16 protein-coding genes are annotated in these 19,135 nt (G+C 37.7%); 14 read left to right on the forward strand and 2 right to left on the reverse strand.

The genetic code is table 11. The features are described 5' to 3' along the window. Positions 1-143 precede the first annotated feature (143 nt). From BK574_RS04985 to BK574_RS05010, 7 genes are all read left to right on the forward strand, one after another. Positions 144-1,484: a cytochrome ubiquinol oxidase subunit I gene (locus BK574_RS04985; RefSeq protein WP_078427762.1), complete on the forward strand. Its 1,341-nt coding sequence runs from the start codon at positions 144-146 to the stop codon at positions 1,482-1,484. Positions 1,485-1,498: 14 nt separating this feature from the next. Continuing rightward, complete coding sequence (locus tag BK574_RS04990) at positions 1,499-2,527, forward strand: cytochrome d ubiquinol oxidase subunit II (protein WP_078427763.1); 1,029 nt, start codon at positions 1,499-1,501, stop codon at positions 2,525-2,527. 25 nt (positions 2,528-2,552) lie between these two features. Next, complete coding sequence (gene cydD / locus BK574_RS04995) at positions 2,553-4,289, forward strand: thiol reductant ABC exporter subunit CydD (protein WP_078427764.1); 1,737 nt, start codon at positions 2,553-2,555, stop codon at positions 4,287-4,289. Next, positions 4,286-5,995, forward strand: coding sequence for a thiol reductant ABC exporter subunit CydC (gene cydC / locus BK574_RS05000; RefSeq protein WP_078427765.1), 1,710 nt, complete (start codon positions 4,286-4,288; stop codon positions 5,993-5,995). The genes cydD and cydC overlap by 4 nt, the downstream gene beginning before the upstream one ends. After that, the gene (locus BK574_RS05005; RefSeq protein WP_078427766.1) at positions 5,982-6,269 is read left to right on the forward strand and encodes a hypothetical protein; all 288 of its coding nucleotides are present in this window, start codon (positions 5,982-5,984) and stop codon (positions 6,267-6,269) included. The genes cydC and BK574_RS05005 overlap by 14 nt, the downstream gene beginning before the upstream one ends. A gap of 82 nt (positions 6,270-6,351) precedes the next feature. Next, complete coding sequence (locus BK574_RS29160; RefSeq protein WP_142247903.1) at positions 6,352-6,489, forward strand: DUF3891 family protein; 138 nt, start codon at positions 6,352-6,354, stop codon at positions 6,487-6,489. Between the two features lie 405 nt (positions 6,490-6,894). Next, the gene (locus BK574_RS05010; RefSeq protein ID WP_078427767.1) at positions 6,895-7,851 is read left to right on the forward strand and encodes a calcium/sodium antiporter; all 957 of its coding nucleotides are present in this window, start codon (positions 6,895-6,897) and stop codon (positions 7,849-7,851) included. A 372-nt stretch (positions 7,852-8,223) separates the two neighbouring features. Here the strand turns inward: BK574_RS05010 and BK574_RS05015 are convergent, their stop codons facing one another. Then, positions 8,224-8,859, reverse strand: a complete 636-nt coding sequence (locus BK574_RS05015; RefSeq protein WP_078427768.1) for a cell wall hydrolase — start codon at positions 8,857-8,859, stop codon at positions 8,224-8,226. Positions 8,860-9,500: 641 nt separating this feature from the next. Beyond that, positions 9,501-10,247, reverse strand: coding sequence for an SDR family oxidoreductase (locus tag BK574_RS05020; protein WP_078427769.1), 747 nt, complete (start codon positions 10,245-10,247; stop codon positions 9,501-9,503). 306 nt (positions 10,248-10,553) lie between these two features. Between BK574_RS05020 and BK574_RS05025 the strand changes: the two genes are divergently transcribed. From BK574_RS05025 to BK574_RS05055, 7 genes are all read left to right on the forward strand, one after another. Beyond that, positions 10,554-11,744 (forward strand): aminotransferase-like domain-containing protein, encoded by a 1,191-nt coding sequence (locus BK574_RS05025; RefSeq protein WP_078427770.1) that lies wholly within the window; start codon positions 10,554-10,556, stop codon positions 11,742-11,744. 709 nt (positions 11,745-12,453) lie between these two features. Further along, on the forward strand, positions 12,454-14,016 hold the full coding sequence (gene nikA / locus BK574_RS05030; RefSeq protein ID WP_078427771.1) for a nickel ABC transporter substrate-binding protein: 1,563 nt from the start codon (positions 12,454-12,456) through the stop codon (positions 14,014-14,016). Between the two features lie 157 nt (positions 14,017-14,173). Next, complete coding sequence (nikB, locus tag BK574_RS05035) at positions 14,174-15,124, forward strand: nickel ABC transporter permease (RefSeq protein WP_238457958.1); 951 nt, start codon at positions 14,174-14,176, stop codon at positions 15,122-15,124. Beyond that, positions 15,124-15,972: a nickel transporter permease gene (gene nikC / locus BK574_RS05040; protein ID WP_078427772.1), complete on the forward strand. Its 849-nt coding sequence runs from the start codon at positions 15,124-15,126 to the stop codon at positions 15,970-15,972. The genes nikB and nikC overlap by 1 nt, the downstream gene beginning before the upstream one ends. Then, the gene (locus BK574_RS05045; protein WP_078427773.1) at positions 15,969-16,790 is read left to right on the forward strand and encodes an ABC transporter ATP-binding protein; all 822 of its coding nucleotides are present in this window, start codon (positions 15,969-15,971) and stop codon (positions 16,788-16,790) included. The genes nikC and BK574_RS05045 overlap by 4 nt, the downstream gene beginning before the upstream one ends. Then, entirely contained in the window at positions 16,787-17,560 is a 774-nt protein-coding gene (locus BK574_RS05050) for an ABC transporter ATP-binding protein (protein ID WP_078427774.1), read from the forward strand. Before BK574_RS05045 ends, BK574_RS05050 begins: the two co-directional genes overlap by 4 nt. An 87-nt stretch (positions 17,561-17,647) precedes the next feature. Further along, a complete protein-coding gene (locus BK574_RS05055; RefSeq protein ID WP_078427775.1) occupies positions 17,648-18,994 on the forward strand; it encodes an MATE family efflux transporter in 1,347 nt (448 codons plus the stop codon). Positions 18,995-19,135: the final 141 nt, after the last annotated feature.

A 19,135-nucleotide genomic window follows, 5' to 3' on the forward strand; every position in this document is an offset into this window, starting at 1 on the left:
ACAGTTGTTGTTAACCTCAAAACCCTGTAGTAGCTTCATACATTGTTTCAAACAAAAAGCGTTTTGCGTTTTTGTTCATGTATAAATTATCCTCCTTGTCTAAAAATAACCTTGTAAAAATGGGGTTCGAGAGGAAGGGAAACATGGATAATGTATTGCTAGCTAGAATGTTATTTGGCTCCTCCTTAGTGTTTCATATCATTTTTGCTACTTTAGGGGTGGGGCTAACGCTTATGATCCTAATTGCAGAAATTCTGAGAGTTATCAAGAAGGATAACGACTATGGAATTCTTGCAAAACGATGGACGAAAGGAGTAGCGATTCTTCTTGGTGTGGCTATTCCATCAGGTACCATTGTAGGGGTTATGCTTTCGTTATTGTGGCCGGGCTTTATCGAAGTCGTTGGGCAAGTGATTGCGTTGCCTTTTGCATTAGAAATCTTTGCATTTTTTATTGAAGCGTTATTTTTATCCATTTATGTTTATGCAGCAGACCGCTTATCTTCAACGATGCGTATTATTAGTGTGTTTTTCGTTGCCCTTGGTGCCACAGCTTCTGCCGTACTCATTACAAATGTTCAAGCATGGATGAATACACCAACTGGATTTGAAGTGGTTGGAGGAGAAATTGTCAATGTTCGTCCATGGGATGCAGTGATGAATCCTGCCTTTGGGTACACAGCTGTTCACGTCACTAGTAGTGCTTATATGGCAAGTGCATTTGTTGTTGTATCGATTGCTGCTTATAAGTTATTAAAGCCTATCTTAAGTATTCAAGAGAAAAACTATTATCAAAAAGGACTGATGCTTGCCCTTATTTTTGGAGCAATTACAGCGATATGGACAGGCTCAAATGGACATTCAGCAGCTGTGGGTTTACATAATAATGTACCAGTAAAATTAGCAGCGGCCGAAGGTTTATTCGAAACGCAATCCAATGCGCCCCTCGCTATTTTTGGCACTCCAGACCCAGAAGCAAATCGGGTGGTAGGAGGACTTGAAATTCCCGGTCTTTTAAGTTGGTTAGCCACAGGTACAACCGATGGGGTCGTGAAAGGACTAAATGAATACCCTCAGGATGAATGGCCACCGTTATTCGTCCATACGTTATTTAACATCATGGTTGGAATAGGAACACTATTGATTGGCCTTTCTTTAGGGGCGATTGCCTACCGGTTCTTTACGAGGAAAAAGAAGGGAAACTATCCTCAATGGATGCTGGCAGTACTAGTGGGAAGTGGGCCACTAGCGATGTTAGGAATTGAGACAGGTTGGATATTTGCTTGTGTTGGAAGGCAGCCTTGGACCATTATTGGATTTCAAAGAACAGCAGATGCAGCTACTAATTCAGGAAATCTAGGGATGTTCTTCGTTTTGTTTGTTAGCTTGTATGTATTTTTATTAGTTCTAACTGCATTAGTGATGCGCTTTTACTTCAAACGAAATCCGTTGGCGAAAGAATTTGACGGAAATTTAACAGTATAGGGGCAGGGATGTAAATGAATGAAGCGTATGTGGCCATATCAATCATTTGGTTGTTTCTGTTTATGTATGCATTAGGAGGTGCCATCGACTTTGGCGCAGGCTTCTGGTCGATGTTTTATTACGGACGAAAGGATTCGACAGCAGCCAGCGTAGCCAATCTCTACTTATCCCCATCGTGGGAAGTAACGAATGTATTTTTAGTGTTATTTGTTGTAGCATTGGTCGGATTCTTCCCAGGGGCGGCTTATTCACTAGGGTCCCTCATGATCGTTCCAGTGAGCTTTGTGTTAATTCTGCTAATTATCCGCAGTGCATTTATGGTCTATTCTTATACAGTACAAAAATATACGAAGCTATTTACGTACATATCAGGACTTACAGGTCTTTTAATTCCTGCATTAATGGTCAGTGTGTTACCAATTATTATCGGTGGATTTGTAGAAGTGGTTGGGGACAGACATTATATTCTCTATAACGAGCTCCTGACCAGTCCTACTCTTTATGCCCATATTGGATTCGGTATTTCAGCAGAGTTATTTCTTTCTGCTTTGTTTCTTAGTGACTATGCAAGAGAGGCAAAATCAATGGATACATACAAAGTCTATAGGCGGAATGCAATTATCTTTGGGCCGATTATGCTAAGCTTTGCAGTTGCTGCCACAATGACGTTAATTCCAGAGGCAATGTGGATGGTAGACAATATGGTTCGACAATGGGAGTTATTCGCTCTAAGCCTGATTGCCTTTGCAATTGGATACAGTGCCATGTGGTGGCCATCGAAAAAGGGGCGTGTCGGACAGCCTCGTGTAGCGGTAATCTTAATGATTATTCAAATTGGACTTGCTAGCTTTGCCTACGGATGGTCCCATATGCCGTATATGGTCTATCCCGAATTGACCATTTATGATGCCCTAACAAATTTGACGATGTACCATTCGTTACTTATCGGGTACGCGATTGGAATGGCGATATTGATACCGTTATTTATTTTGTTTTGGCGATTATTCCTTAAAGATAAACGCTATCTTACAGAAGAAAAATAAGACAATTTCCTAAGGAGGAAGACAAGTGAAGGAACTTAAAAAAATCGCTCGTTCAAAAAAGAAAAGTATTTATCTACTTTCTACCACATCCTTCTTCCTTGGGATTGTCACTGTTATCCAAGCCTACCTCATTGTATCGATTGTGGACCTAGTATTTTTAAAAGGAGCATCTGTTCAAGATGTTCTTCTTTTATTAGTAGCGCTATTCATTGCATTTGTTGCCAGAGCTCTATTCTCTTATTTTCATAGCCAAATTGGTGTAAAACTTGGGGCTGAAGCGAAAATGGACTTTCGTAAAACCCTTTTTTCTCACTATATAAAAAATCCTATTCAAGCTTCTATCAAAGGAAAATCAGGGAATCGAGTAAGCGTCATTATGGATTCAGTAGATGAAATTGATCCATATTTTAGCAGCTATTATCCGAAAATAATTCAAACCAGTATTGTACCGTTTGTTATCCTTCTAGCAGTATTTTGGCAAAACTGGATTTCTGGTTTAATTTTACTTGTGACAGCACCTTTAATTCCAATAGCGATGATTGTTATTGGACGAGCAACGCAAAAGAAGGCAGAAATACAAATGGAAAAGCTAGCCGCCTTTTCTGGGATATTTCTTGATCGGCTACAAGGACTCGTCACACTTAGGCTCTTCGGTAAAGGAAAGGATGAGCATACTACCATTAAAAAAAGCAGTCTTGATTACCGAGATGCAACGATGGATGTCTTAAAAATTGCTTTTTTATCTTCCCTAATGCTAGAGCTAATTTCGATGCTAGGTATTGCCTTTGTTGCTATTGAAGTGGGACTACGCCTTGTCGTGTATCAAGAACTTACCTTCTTTATTGCATTCTTTGTTCTTGTCCTTACTCCAGAATTTTTTACAAGCTTAAAGGAGTTAGGAAGTGCCTTTCATGCTGGTAGGGGAAGTATGGGTGCAGCAAAAAAAGTGCTAGATGAATTAGAATCGAGTACTGTACCTATTAAATGGGGGAATCATCCCCTCATGCTGAATGGAAAACCACCTAGTCTCGAACTGAGGAATGTTTCTTTTACTTACGAAGAAGGAGACTTTTCAATAAAAGCTATGAATGTAGCAATTGAGCCTTTCCAAGAAACAGCCATTGTTGGTCAGAGTGGTTCAGGGAAAACAACCTTACTTCACTTACTTGTGGGACTTTATCAGCCTACAAAGGGAAAAATTATGGTGAACAATCAAGCTCTTTTTCATTACAAGGAAGAAGATTGGTTTCAGCAACTTATTTATATCTCTCAAGACCCATATCTTTTCTCAGGGACGATTAAAGACAACATCTTACTAGGTAGTGATAAAAAAGAAACTCAAGAGGATGAACTGAATTTTGTTGTTGAAAAAGCTGGATTATCAACATTAATTAACGAATTAGATCTTGGGTATGAAACAGTTATAGGTGAAGGAGGAAGAGGACTATCTGGCGGTGAAAAACAACGCATTGCTTTAGCAAGGGCATTTTTAAAGAAGCCGTCCGTTATTTTATTTGATGAACCAACAGTAGGTCTAGATTTGCAGACGGAACGAATTCTACAGCAAAGCATAAGTGAACTAGGTAATTCTTCAACGATCATTACAGTTGCACACCGACTGCACACGATTAAAAGAGCAAGCCAAATTCTCTTTATGGAAAAAGGGGAACTAATTGCAAATGGAACACACGAAGAGCTGATGACATCTTCTGAAAAATATCGGGCAATGTTTGTAGCACAACAAGGAGGTGAGGCAGGATGACTGAGCTTAGGAAAGTAATGAAACTGATGATCGTGGAAAAAAAAGATATCATCCTTTCTATCCTATTTGGTTTTCTTGCTGGAGTTGCTGCTGTTGGTTTGTTTGCTAATAGTGGTTATTTAATTTCAAAAGCAGCATTACTGCCACCTCTATATGTGCTGACTCTGACGATTGCCTTTTTGAAATTGTTTAGTTTCATTCGCGCATTTAGTCGTTATGGGGAACGCTTTTATTCCCATCGAGCTACATTTACGATATTAAGCAAGCTTCGATGCTATTTCTTTGAACGACTCGAACCGATTGCTCCGACGATTTTTCATAATTATAAAAGTGGAGACCTTCTTTCAAGGATTGTAGGAGATGTAGAAAGCTTACAAAACTATTTTTTACGAGTGTATTATCCTCCAATTGTTATGGTCATTGTGTTTTTAGCGACGATCTCTTTTACGTTACTCTTTTCGATAGAAATTGCCCTTATCCTACTAATTGGACTTGTCGTAACAGGATTCCTTGTTCCATTATGGTTTGCCTTAAGACGAAAGAGTATTGAAAACAAAATCCGAGACATTCGAGGGAAGTTATCTACTGATGCAACGGAGTTCATGTATGGATTCTTAGACTTAAAAATATACCAGAAGTTAGAAGGCAGGAAGAAGCAGCTAGTAGAGACTTCAAATTCTTATATTGAAAAACAAGTGGATAGCGGGAAACAACTAATATTCAATCAAAGTATTAATCGCTGGGTCTCGCTCATGATTACGTGGCTCATTTTATTAGTTGGGGCGATATTAATTGGAGGCAATGAACTTGATGGAGTTTACCTTGCAATGCTGATCATGATTTCATTGACTGTCTTTGAAAACTCTACACCAATGGCTGCTTTTCCTATCTATTACGAAGATAGTAGACGATCCACCGAACGATTATTTACTGTTTTAAGAGAAGTAGAGGAGGTAAAGCCTAGCCAAACGTATGATAGTAAACAAACAACTTCAATAGAATTAAAAAATGTATCTTTTTCTTTTCCTGGCGAAGGGCGTCCAACCGTTAAACAATTGAACATTCAATTACCCGCTGGTTCAAAAACAGCGATTGTCGGGCCAAGTGGCTCAGGGAAATCAACTGTCATTAGTTTACTGTTAAAGATGTACAAAGACTATGAAGGACAAATTCTATTGAATGAATTAGATATAAGTACACTAGACGATGAAAGTGTGTGGAGAGGGATAAACCCAGTTTTGCAAAAGAATCATTTCTTTTATGGAACGATTCGTGACAATCTTTTACTAGTACGGGAAGATGTTTCAGATGATGAAATTAGACAAGTACTTTCAAAGGTTTTGCTAGATGAATTTTCTCTAAAATCACAAGTATTAGAAAAAGGAGGTAATCTATCAGGAGGAGAGAAACAAAGACTAGCCATTGCTAGAGCACTGTTAAAAGGGGGAAACCTTTGGATACTAGATGAACCAACTTCCTCTGTTGATACACCAACAGAAAGACGTATCTTTGATTATATTTTTGACCATGGCAGAGATGATACACTTATTCTCGTAAGTCATCGGTTAACAGGCTTAGAAAAAATGGACCAAATTATTGTGATGGAACAGGGCAGAGTCATCGAAACAGGAACGTTTCAAGAGCTGATGGCAAGGAAAGGCTACTTCTATGAAATGAAGGAGATTGAGAAGAGTGTGTTTCTGTAAGAAGGATGAAATTAACATCTATCACGCAGCATCTCCATTCTACTTTCCAATGCAAAATAAGACTCGTCATTATACAATCGATTATTTTATGAACAAGCCGTTGATAACGAATACTCTTATAAAAGGTGAGCCATTTCGTATGGAATACAGAGATGGTAGTGATTATAGTACTGAAAATGATAAAGACTATATCGCCTTTATAAATAAGAGAATGGAAACGATTATCCAACTGTTATTATGTAGTAAATGGTTTTGCAAATTTTTATTTGGATAGTACTGGGTATGATAAGCAAACAATTAAATTACAAACATAAATTGATTTTAAAGTGCTAAATGAGTAATAAGAAGGTGGTTAAGTGATTGTTCGTGAAAGGACTTCCGAATTCATAATGTATGAGCAACATCATCACGCTTTTTTATCTGGAGAAATGGCAAAGCATTTTCAATCGGAATTAGGAGAAGTAAGGAACGAAGAGGTGCATTCATGCCTGTGAGAGGAAAAAATTAGGAGAAGTCAGGAATGAAAGAGGTGCATTCGTGCCCATGAGAGGAAAAAATCAGGAGAATCCAGGAACGAAAGAGGTGCATTCGTGCCTGTGAGAGGAAAAAATTAGGAGGACCCAGGAACGAAAGAGGTGCATTCGTGCCTGTGAGAGGAAAAAATTAGGAGCAGTCAGGAACGTAAGAGGTGCATTTTTGCCCGCGGAAGGAAAAAATTAACGGTCATTTTACGTTTACTATTGATGAAGGTAAACTAAGCTTAATAAATCTTATATTGGAGGGATTTTTCATGTTAATTGAAATGTGGACAGACTGTTATTAACGGTGAATTAATGGTTCATGATATTGTCTGAAGTTTGTTGAACTATTTCTATTCGGTGAGAAAGAGGTAGGTTAAAGTGGACTATATGTTATTGATTATTGGCTTTGCTTTATTAATTAAAGGAGCTGATTACTTTGTGAAAGGCGCTTCCAATATAGCAACTGCATTACGGATTTCACCGATGCTCATTGGATTAACCATTGTTGCATTTGGAACAAGTTCACCAGAAGCAACGGTTAGTATGATTGCCGCATTTGAAGAAAATGCTGGTGTTGCAATGGGTAATGTAATCGGAAGTAATATTTTTAATATCACACTTGTAGTTGGGTTAACAGCACTAATTAATCCACTTAAAGTAGAAAGTGATACGATTAGAAAGGAAATTCCTTTTACATTATTAGCTGGTATTGCCCTGATAATCTTAATAAGTGATATATCTCTTCAATCATTAAGTGCAAATATCTTAACAAGAAGTGACGGTTTGATACTCTTGCTGTTTTTTACAATTTTTTTATACTATATATTTGAAGTTGCTAGACGCAGTCGAGAAAATGATAGCAATAATAATTGGGATCAAGACACGCCACCTTGGAAAAAAAATCTCTTGTTCACGTTGGTTGGTCTGGCAGCTATTATTTTAGGTGGAGATTTAGTGGTAAAAAATGCAACACAAATTGCCATTTCGTTTGGGATGAGCGAAACTTTAGTTGGACTGACGATTGTCGCCATCGGTACATCTCTACCAGAGTTAATTACATCTATTACGGCCGCCGTAAAAAAAGAAAGTGATATTGCACTAGGAAACATTGTTGGAAGTAATATATTTAATATTTTATTTGTACTAGGTGCAGCATCTGTTATTTCACCAATTCGTGTAGAAAGTAAAATATTTTTTGATGTCGTTTTAATGCTGTTTCTAACTGTTCTATTACTTGTATTTTCAAGAACCAAATTTATAGTTGGAAAACGAGAAGGGATAATTCTAACATCTGCATATATACTTTATATGATCTACATCATCATTAGAAATTAAATGTCGTCTTCCTATAATAGTATAAAAATAGCTTATCATTAATGAATTTGAAAGTCCTTAAATAAAAACCATGTTCCTTAGCTGAAGTAAATGGTTTAGTTTAACTAATTGTTATATTTAACAATAGGGTGCGTAACTAAAAAGTGTAGAAATAACATAAAAACGTCCAGATTTCCCTGAACGTTTTTATGTTATTTTGTATATTTTTACTTGAATTTCAAATGAAATGTTTTTATTGAACTGTAATGCAGTTTTTTTATAGTCTACCAATAATATTTACGTCAACCGATTAAATCATTATCCTGAATTTTACTTTATATCTCGTATTGATACTAACTTATAAATAGATGCCGCTTAACTTATAACTAGTACTTACTCTTTAAATACATGTTGCCCAATCACAACGGTAGTTTCTCTTGTATCTAGCCAACGACTTGTCGCTATATCTGGGTTATAAAAGAATAACGAGTCTTCCGAAATATTTCTCATGTCTGTTAATGCGGCTTCTACGGCTTCGATCGACTCCTCATCAGCAGGCTTATTAACTTGTCCATTAGCAACGGGTTGAAATTGTCTCGGCTCATAAATCACTTCTTTTATAGTATCAGGGAATTGAGGGCTTTCAACTCGATTTAAGACTACATCAGCGACGGCAACTTTTCCTTCGAAAGGTTCAGTTTGGGCTTCAGCTCGTACAATTCTAGCTAGTAGATCGAGCTCTTCTTCAGAGAAGTTTATTTCTATTTGACTTGATTTATTAGAGTCGTTTTTCTCCTTTTTAGGTTCAGAAGAAATACGTGTTGTTTCTTTTATATTAATGTGCTGACCGACAATAATCAGATCCAGATTTTTAATTTGTGGGTTAGCGTTCGCTAATTCTTTTAATGTTAAACCATGTTCCTGTGCAATTTTCGTCATTGTATCTCCTTTTTCAACCGAATAACCAAAAGCAGGTGCAGCAAAAGATAGAGCCGCTAGTAATGTTAATACAAATATTAGCTTTTTCATTTAATAGTCCTCCTAGTTAATATAGTAATTTGGGAGCCTTATGTAACTCTACAACTCTATTCCTATGAAAGAATGAAATAGAATAGTATTACAATATGTTTACATAGAGATTACAGTGGAGTATAAATTGGTAGTTTTGAGGATAATTAGTGATATGAAAAAGAGAGAAAATGAGTGATCTGTAAGGCGTGGTAGAGTAACGAGTTGTGAATCAAAACTTCTTTACGGGGATGGAATCATTGTCTTGTAAAAACTCAGTATTAATGCATTAAGATAGAAAAATGGACCCAAGAGAAGTGGTAGAGTAGTGGGGGGGAGAAGAGATAAAGATGATTTAATACGTTAATGAAGAAGCTGCCCCATCCATATGTACGTTCCTCTTATTTAAACAATATAATGATTGTTGCAATGGGCTTGCATCAAAATATTGTCGGTTGAGGTGCATGGCCGTGGTTTTTGGGACAGCTTTTTGTAAACGTTTGTTATTAGTTTTTTTCACTTTCATCCTGCTCGAATACTGCAGCAGTCAAAAGGGGGAGCTACTATAGTCTTCATTAGTCTCTAAAGTAAAGAATTGAAAAATGATCATATCCGTATTTCGATCGATAAAACCAATTTATATTTTAAAATCCATTATTCGTCTAACTCGGTTGCTCTGTAGGTCGAATGAGGATTTCGTTGATCGAGACGTTTTGGGGTTGAGTAATTGCGTATATGATTGCGTCGGCGATGTTTTTCCCTTCCAGTGGGTCCTTAGGTATTCTTTCTTTTAACGAAGTTGCTGCATCTTGATCAGTAATGGTGTCAAATAATTCGGTAGCAACGGCTCCAGGGGAGATGATCGTTGTACGAATATTCGCTGTCGGAGAAAGCTCCATTCGTAGACCTTCAGTGATAGCGCGAACAGCAAATTTCGTTCCACTGTAAACGGCGCCAGCCATGCCGACACGGTGGCCAGCTACGGATGAGACGTTGATGATATGCCCTGAGTTTTGTTTTTCCATAATCGGGACAGCCGCAGCAATTCCATAAAGCACACCTTTTATATTTACGTCTATCATCCTATCCCATTCATCAACCTTCAATTTATTCAAAAAAGATAGTGGCATAAGTCCAGCATTATTAATCCACACGTCGATTTTTCCGTGCGTTTCGATCGTATAATTCGCAAGGGACTGGACGTCACTCCTTGATGATACGTCTGCACAAAAATACGTTGCTTTTCCATCATTAGCATTAATCCCTTTACAAATCTCTTTTAACCGTTCTTCTCTTCGTGCTGATAAAACAACGGTTCCACCTAGTTTCGTAATCTCTTCTGCGACCGACTGACCAATTCCACTACTCGCACCTGTAATCACAACGACTTTTTCTTTTAAATGGGTCAAAAATAACACACTCCTACTAATTTTTTAATAAAGATGTCCCAACAATTATTATATTATTAATGAAATAAATAGAAAATACTTTATTTTCAGAATTTTATTTATAAGGGAGTAGTGCCGATATAGAAAGAGTGGTTTTCGAGGATGAGACATAGCATAATTCTTCGCGTACAAAATTACAACATTTGTTTGTAAAATGATATTATTCGCAACTTACAATGAAGAACGTTTACAATGATTTTAGGGTAAAATTAAACAATAAAAACATCCTAATATTCGAAAATGAAAATGGAGAGGTGAAGGCAGGAAGTGAGTATTGAATCTTTTTTTTCCGATAATATTAAAGCTGCGTTAAAGAATGATCCACCAGGTGAGTGGATGACAGCTACTCCAGATGGGTGTATTCGACTTAATTCTGGCTATCCAGCACCTGATCTTGTACCCGTTCAGCAACTAAAATCAGCAGTTGTTAACTTAATTGAGAAGGAGCAGGATTTACCATTTCATTATCTTGGAAGTCCAAAGTTTGCTAAACTAAAGGAGCAAATTCAAGGAAGGTTGGCAGACCGTGGAATATGTATTTCGAAAGAAGAGCTTTTGATTACATCAGGTGCTTGTCAGGCAATCGATCTGGTTGCTCGCATCCTTATAGATAAAGAAACCTTCGTAGTGATAGAATCACCAACGTACATGGAGGCTTTAGAAGTTTTTCAAAACTATACGCAATATTTTATTAGTGTTCCAGTAGATGAGTATGGACTGAAAACGGATTGTTTAGCAGAAATGCTAGAGGAAAGGAAAAGGCAAGGGCAAACTCTTCCACGCCTACTCTATACAATCCCAACTCACCAAAATCCTACAGGGACAACCATGACACGAGACCGTCGACAGCATTTAGTAGAGTTGGCCATTAAATATAATTTTCTTATATTAGAAGATGATGCCTATGGGGAATTATCCTTTAATAAGAGTCCAATCCCACTAATGGCAATCGATCAGGAAGATCGAGTTATCCATGTTGGTTCATTATCAAAGGTCGTCGCACCAGGACTGCGAATTGGATGGGTAGCGGGGGCAAAGGAATTGATTACTGCTATCACTTGGCTTAAAAAAGACTTAGATCATCCTTTTGCACAAGCGACAATGGCTACATACCTAGAAAACATAAATTTTGAGGAACGGCTAAAAATTTTAAGAACTAAGTACCATACTAAGTGTACCGTGTTAATCTCCGCACTTGAACAATACTTTCCAGGATCAGTTTCCTGGTATGTGCCTGAAGGTGGATATTTTGCATGGGTCAGAATTCCAGGTGTCGATACATCGCAACTGTTGACACAAGCTCTCACTGAAGGTGTTTCATTTGTTCCCGGGAAACACTTTTTCTTAGATCAAAAAAATGGAACGGAGTTTCTTCGTCTGTCGTTCAGTTATGCGGATGAGAAAGAAATAGTCGAAGGAATTCAAAAACTAGGTAAAGTTGTAACTTCAAACTTTTAATTTGATTAGTTAATTTTAACGACTTAAATGAACACAGATTAAGTTCGCCATGTTCTGTGGCAATGTCTGTGTGGGACACAACTAACATTCAGTAAGTGATGAAGAAAACCCTTATTGAATGAAGTTTCACTTTATTAAGAGGCGCTAATATAAAAAAAGAAAAGAAATAAAAAGCTATCTCCATGAGGTAGCTTTTCTTATCGTGTGGAAGGTAATCGGTTAACGCATGATCGGCGAAGATCCTAGATTAAACAGAAAATTCAGTGAAGAATTCTTACAATATAAAAAAATGCCCCTAATAATTATGAGAGGAGCAACTTGGAATTCGTCCTGTTAATTCCAGGCTATAAGGGGAATTAAGGTGTTAATGGTAAATTGTCTTTTAACTTTTCACTGTCATCCTATAACTCTTGTTGTCCTAATTTTCCCCATTAAATATTTTTATTGATAACAAAAATCATTACGATTAATTATTGACGATCTTAATTACTTTATGTATATTAAACAAGTACAAATAATAATTATTACGGTTTACATTGATTTACCAATAATAAATTTATATTGTAATTTGGTTATTTTATAAGTTTTTTTTTGGATTTAAATCGTAATTATTCTATTTTATAGCGGGAGTTGATTATGGTATTTTCATAGATTAGTTTTTAAAATGGTAAGCTAATAAGTTAGAGCGATCAAAAAGGAGTGTTTTTAATTGTTAAAAAAATATGCCGTTTTCTTTTTTATTTTTGCTGTACTACTCGCTTTTGTAACGGGGTGTACTAATTCCGAAGAGAGTTCTAATTCTCAAGTAAGAGAAGAAGGCACCGATAATTCTGCAAAGACAGAGAAAAAATCCATAACGTTGCTTTATAGTTTTGCTTCAAAGACAATAGATCCTCATCAGGATTTTATGGGTGTACGTGCTGGTATTGCTGAGACGTTAGTAAAAATCGATCAGAACCTTGAAATTCAACCGTGGTTAGCAGAATCTTGGCAGCAAATCGATGAGAAAACATGGACATTTACTATTAGAGATGGAGTTACGTTCCATGACGGAACAATTGTTGATGGCGAAGCGGTAGAGGCTTCGTTTGAGCGTGTGTTAGAGGTTAACGATGCGATTGCAGCTAACTTAAAAATTGAGACGATGGAAGCAAGCGGTCAAGACATTACGTTTATGACAACAGAAGAGTACCCCTCTTTTCTGTCAGAGTTAGTCCATACAAATACTTCTGTTATAAAGATTGACGTAGAAAATATTAGTGAAAAACCAATTGCAACAGGCGCATTTCAAGTCGTTGATTTTACAGCTGAAGCAGAGATTAAAGTAGAAAAATACGATGATTACTGGGATGGACCTGCGAACTTAGATGAAGTGACAATCAAATTTAATTCAGATGGGAATGTTCGTGCTCTTGCCCTGCAATCAGGTGAAGCTGACATTGCGTACCATTTGCCTCCTGAGGCGTTAGCACCTATTGAAAGTAGTGATAACCTTCGTGTGGAGTCCGTTTCGAGCTTACGAGCGCACTTCATTCTTTATAATGCTAACAAACCTGCATTACAAGATGTGAGAGTTCGGAGAGCATTGGATTTACTCATTAATCGTCCTGTAGCGGTAAGTGAGATTATGAATGGACATGCAACATCGGCGAATGGTCCGTTTAACCGAGATTTTGCCTTTGCAAGCGATGAAGAGCCAAAACAGTATGATCCAGTACAAGCAGAGGTTTTACTGAAAGAAGCTGGCTATGAAAGAAATGCAGAGGGCATGTTTGAAAAAGGTGGTACGGTGCTCGAGTTAACGCTGGCAACGTATCAAGGTAGACCAGAGCTGCCACTAATGGCGCAGTACTTACAAGCAGAAGCATCAAGTCTAGGAATTAAAATCAATATCGTAACGGTTGAAAACATTGACAGTTATTTGTGGGAACAGCAGGATGAGTGGGATTTAGTAACGTATTCGGTCTTAACGGCGCCTCGTGGTGATGGTGGTTATTTCTTGAATGTTGCTTATTTACCAGAAGGATCTTTAAATCCTGGTCAAATTGATATTCCAGAACTAAATGAAATAACGAAACAGTTAAATGTGACAGCAGATTTGGAAAACCGAGTTGTATTACAAAAGAATGCAGTAGACATTATTCAGGAGGAGCTACCACAGTCGTTTATTTTACATCCTCATATTATTGTCGGTGTAAATGAGCGTGTGAAGAACTGGACTCCAGGTGCTGAAGAATACTACTTAATTACCAATCAAATGGATGTAGAGTAATAGAGGAGTGAAAGTGTCTATAGATGCTTTCACTTTTCTAGTCGAATACGTTTTTTAATAGTTTTGCAGAGACATTCGAGCCAATAATTGTTCGCGCAAGGCTTGAAGATGGTGGCAGCATGCCACCTTTTATCACGATGTTTGGCAGGTGAGTACCGTGCAGAGGGTTTTATCGATTATAGGTTCAAGATGTCTTCAATTAGTCATTATGGTTTTAGTTCTATCTTTTGTGACCTTTTTATTAATGAAGGTTACTCCTGGAGATCCAATCAGAGCGTTATTAAAGGTAGACGATGTCGTAGTTACGACAGCTGAAGAAGAGAGGTTAATGAAAGAATATGGCTTTGATCAACCAATTTTTGTGCAATATAAAGAGTGGATTTTGAATGTGGTTCAGTTGGACCTAGGTGAATCGATCATCGCTAAAAGACCAGTATTTGATATGATTATGAGCAGATTACCAGCTACGATCGCCTTATCTATAGGAGGCTTGGTTGCTCTTTTTCTTATTTCTGTTCCCATTGGTATATTAGGAGCTGTTTACGAAGGAAGATGGCCCGATTATCTAAGTCGGTGGATTGCATTAGTGGGAGCTTCAATACCAAGCTTTTGGCTTGGATTGCTATTAATCTATTTTTTCTCGTTAAAACTGAACATATTGCCCGTCATGGGCAAAGGGACGTTTGCTCATTATATCCTTCCTTCTATTACTCTCGGAGTGGCGATGGCACCGATGTACATTCGATTACTACGAGAACGACTCATTTCTACGCTACAGAGCTCCTACATTGAAGCCGCAAAAACAAGAGGATTGCGAAAAGAACGAATCTTATTTTTTCATGCTTTAAGAGGTAGCCTTATTCCGTTAGTAACGATGTTTGGATTAAGCATTGGTAGTTTACTCGGTGGAATAACGGTAATTGAAATTCTATTTTCTTGGCCAGGAATGGGTGAACTGATTGTTCAAGCGGTAATGCAGCGTGATTATCCAGTGATTCAAGGATACATCTTAATTGTTGGTTTTCTCGTTGTGATCACGAATTTAGTCGTTGATTTAACGTATCTCGTCATTAATCCTCAAATCAAGCAAGGAAAGGAGTTAGGGTAATGGAAGTAGCAATGATCAAAGCATCTCGACTTCTCCGTAATCCAAATATGATAATTGGTACACTCCTTGCTCTATTTCTTGGCGTTGTTACGTTACTTGGCAGCGCACTCGTTCCTCATGATCCTTTTCAAATTGATATGGGGAATAGGTTGCAAGGCTCATCATTGACTCATTGGTTAGGAACAGATCAATTAGGTCGCGATGTGTTTTCTAGAATTGTCTATGGAGCAAAGCTAACGATTGGGCTAGGGATGTTTGCTATTCTCATGGCAATTTGTATTGGCGTACCAATCGGACTCCTTTCAGGTTACATCGGTGGGAGGATCGATGCTTTTTTTATGAGAATCATTGATGGAATTTTAGCGTTTCCAGATTTTATTTTAGCGATTGCGATTGCTGGAATTTTAGGACCGAGTTTAACGAATATCATCATTGCGATTGTTTTAGTCCGATGGATTGTGTACGCCCGTGTTGTTCGGGGATTGGTGCTAGCGGAAAAAGAGAAAGAATATGTTTTAGTTTCTAAAGTCTCGCACTCTAGTTCTTTTAAAACGATTCGTATGCACTTACTTCCTCAAGTGATGCCAGATATTATTGTCATGGCTGCGATCGATGTAGGGAAAGTCATTTTGCTTATTTCAGCATTATCTTATATTGGTCTTGGAGCTCAACCGCCAATACCAGAATGGGGAGCGATGCTTAACGATGGACGTGGATATTTTCAAGTCGTACCTTCCTTGATGATTTACCCTGGGCTAGCGATCATGTTAACGGTTCTATGTTGTAACTTATTAGGAGATGGATTGAAAAGTTTTTTTGATATCCGAAAAGAGAGGGATTATTTATGAGTGATTCTCTATTAATTTTACAAGATTTGCAGATTGAAAGTAGAGCTGGAAATCATCAGTTATTAAATAATGTAAGTATCGAGGTAGCTAAGGGTGAGATTGTTGGTTTGATAGGTGAGAGCGGTAGTGGTAAAAGCTTAACAGCGAAAGCGATCATGGGGCTTCTCTCATCTGATATGCACAGAAGCGGTCGCATTTTTTATAAGAATAACGACTTGTTAAAGTTAACTTCAAAACAACATCGTAAACTTCTTGGCAAGGAAATCGGCATGATCTTTCAAGATTACCGCGGAAGCTTTACTCCATTCATTAAAATTGGCAAGCAGATGGTTGAAACGATTTGTACTCATCAAGCTATTCATAAAAAAGAAGCAAAGAGCATCGCTTTTCGTGTACTTGAGGAAATGGGTTTGGAACCAGACAGAGTCTTTCGGAGTTATCCGTTTCAATTAAGTGGTGGACAGGTTCAACGTGCTGCTATTGCAATGGCGATCGCATTAAAACCTGGCTTACTTGTTTGTGATGAGATCACAACGGCTTTAGACGTGATGAATGGCGAGAAGGTGTTAAATTATATTGACTATATTCGCAACGAGACGGGTTGTGCAGTCTTAATGATTACACATGATTTAGCCCAAGCCTACAAACGAACCGATCGAATGTATGTGATGCAACAAGGTGAAATTGTCGAAGAAGGCTTGCCTGAACAGATTCGCTGTCACCACACGCATCCCTATACGAAAAAGCTATGTTCATGTCTGCTATCACTTCCTAGTGAGGATCAACTCGTGCGAAATGATAAGGTGAGTGCTCTATGAGTTTATTAATCGTAGATCGTCTCTCCAAAAAATATTCGAAAAACATCAGTGCCTTGGATAACATTTCATTTCGCATCGGTGCAGGGGAATGCCTCGGAATTGTAGGGGAAAGTGGTAGTGGAAAAAGTACACTTGCACGAATTATTTTAGGGTTAGAAACGTATAAAGAAGGTCGTGTTGTTTTTAAAGATGAACCAATCGCTCCGAAAAAAAGGTCGCTCCTACGACAATATCGCAAAAGTGTTCAAATGATTTTTCAAGATTCGACGAGCACGTTAAACCCAAAGTTGCCCATTTGGAAAAGCATACTAGAGCCTTTAGACAATTTCAAAGAATTTTCCCCTTCTTTTATATCTGTAGAAGGACTTTCAAGAAAAGAAATCGCTCAAGCGCTGTTAGAAATGGTCGGGTTAGACAAAGAATTGGCTGACCGCTATCCATTTCAATTAAGTGGAGGACAAAAACAGCGCGTGGGTATTGCTCGAGCGATTAGCATTGAACCAGAACTTCTTGTGTGTGATGAACCAACAGCTAGCTTAGATGTTACCGTTCAAATACAAATCTTGCGTTTATTAAAGGACCTTCAGAAAAAAACAAATATGACTATATTATTTATCTCACATGATATAAGAGCTGTAACTTTTTTATGTGAAAAAGTGATTGTACTTAAAAACGGTTCTCTTGTGGATCAGTTTGAACTAGACGAACTATATCATAATGACCGTCATCTATATACTAAAGCTTTAATTCAAGCAGCTTCTATCGATTAAGTGGAAGAAAGGTACTATTAATACATGATAGCAACGTGCTATCAGCGGAATAGCACTTCTATATATAGTGAGGTGAAGGAGAAAACAATGAAGGTAGCGGCAACTTCCTTAGAAATAAAGAACGACCATAAGTTCAGTCACCGTGAGTATTTAATACTAGCGATACCACTTATTATTTCAGGAATCTCAACTCCAATATTAGGTGCGGTCGATACAGCAGTTGTTGGACGAATTCCTGACCCTGCTTCGATTGGTGGAGTAGCAATTGGAGCGGTTATTTTTAATACTATGTATTGGCTTCTTGGATTTCTTCGAGTGAGTACGAGTGGGTTTACTGCACAAGCAGATGGAGCGAATAATCAAAAAGAAATGATCTTATCGTTTTTACGACCGATGATTATCGCAATCGTTTTTGGCTTGTTTTTCATAATATTACAAAAGCCTATATTACATATTGCCTTAGCTTTAATCGGTGGGAGTGAAGCGGTATCATCCTTTGCTGCAAGCTATTTTTCAATACGAATATGGGGTGCGCCATTTGCACTATTGGGTTATGTAATGGTTGGATGGCTCATCGGAATGGGGAAAGTCCGTTTAGCTTTAGTGACACAAATTTTATTGAATGTACTCAATATCATGTTAGATATTGTGTTTGTCCTTGGGTTTGGCATGGGAGTTACTGGGGTTGCTTATGCGACAATTATATCTGAAATCAGTGCGGTTTTATTTGGAGCATGGATTATTTATCGTACACAAAAAGTAAATCTAACGACGATTAAATTAGACATGTTAATCGCGTCTAATCCGTTAATTAAAATGATGAAAGTCAATCGGGATTTATTCTTACGGACCGTTTGTTTACTAACGATGACCGTGATTTTTACTGCTAGTGGTGCTAGTATGGGGGAAGTTACATTAGCAGCAAATGCGATCCTCCTACAAATTCATTATATTATGGCTTATTTGATCGCAGGGTTTGCCAATGCTTCGAGTATTGTTGTCGGAAGAGCGATCGGTGGAGAAAATCGATTACTTTATAAGCGTGCATTTTCCCTTTCAGCACAATGGGGCTTTATTTCCGCCTTCCTTTTATCATTAACCATACTATTATTCGGTGATTATGTGGTCGGATGGTTTACAATCATTACAGAAGTGAGAATAACTGCGAGTGAATTCTTAATCTGGATGATGGTTTATCCGATTGTTGGATTTTGGAGCTTGCAATTAGAAGGTATATTTTCAGGAGCCACTGAAGTTGGGCCCGTTCGGGATTCTATAGTTTTAGCCCTAGTCGTATTTTTAGGTGCACTTTGGTGGTTTGTACCAATGTTTCATAATCATGGAGTATGGCTAGCTTTTGTATTATTTAGCCTAGGCCGATCTTTCTTTTTATGGTTATTTGTACCGAAATTGACTCGCATCAAATTTAGTTAATTTCAATAACAGAGGGGTTAAGGTGGACTAGGCAGATTTCATGTAACAATTTTTTACTGATCACTGCCGTTGTCACTTTATATACGAATACTAATTTTGTTTATATAGAATAATAAAATTACATATAAACTATGAATTTAC

It is taken from the genome of Alkalihalobacterium alkalinitrilicum (genome assembly GCF_002019605.1).
GTDB lineage: Bacteria > Bacillota > Bacilli > Bacillales > Bacillaceae_F > Alkalihalobacterium > Alkalihalobacterium alkalinitrilicum.

Coding starts and splice junctions, on each gene's coding strand:
- cydC (WP_078427765.1), top strand. CDS start 4,286: ATGACTGAGCTTAGGAAAGTAATGAAACTGATGATCGTGGAAAAAAAA.
- BK574_RS05045 (WP_078427773.1), top strand. CDS start 15,969: ATGAGTGATTCTCTATTAATTTTACAAGATTTGCAGATTGAAAGTAGA.
- BK574_RS05050 (WP_078427774.1), top strand. CDS start 16,787: ATGAGTTTATTAATCGTAGATCGTCTCTCCAAAAAATATTCGAAAAAC.
- BK574_RS04990 (WP_078427763.1), top strand. CDS start 1,499: ATGAATGAAGCGTATGTGGCCATATCAATCATTTGGTTGTTTCTGTTT.
- BK574_RS04985 (WP_078427762.1), top strand. CDS start 144: ATGGATAATGTATTGCTAGCTAGAATGTTATTTGGCTCCTCCTTAGTG.
- BK574_RS05015 (WP_078427768.1), bottom strand. CDS start 8,859: ATGAAAAAGCTAATATTTGTATTAACATTACTAGCGGCTCTATCTTTT.
- BK574_RS05055 (WP_078427775.1), top strand. CDS start 17,648: ATGAAGGTAGCGGCAACTTCCTTAGAAATAAAGAACGACCATAAGTTC.
- nikC (WP_078427772.1), top strand. CDS start 15,124: ATGGAAGTAGCAATGATCAAAGCATCTCGACTTCTCCGTAATCCAAAT.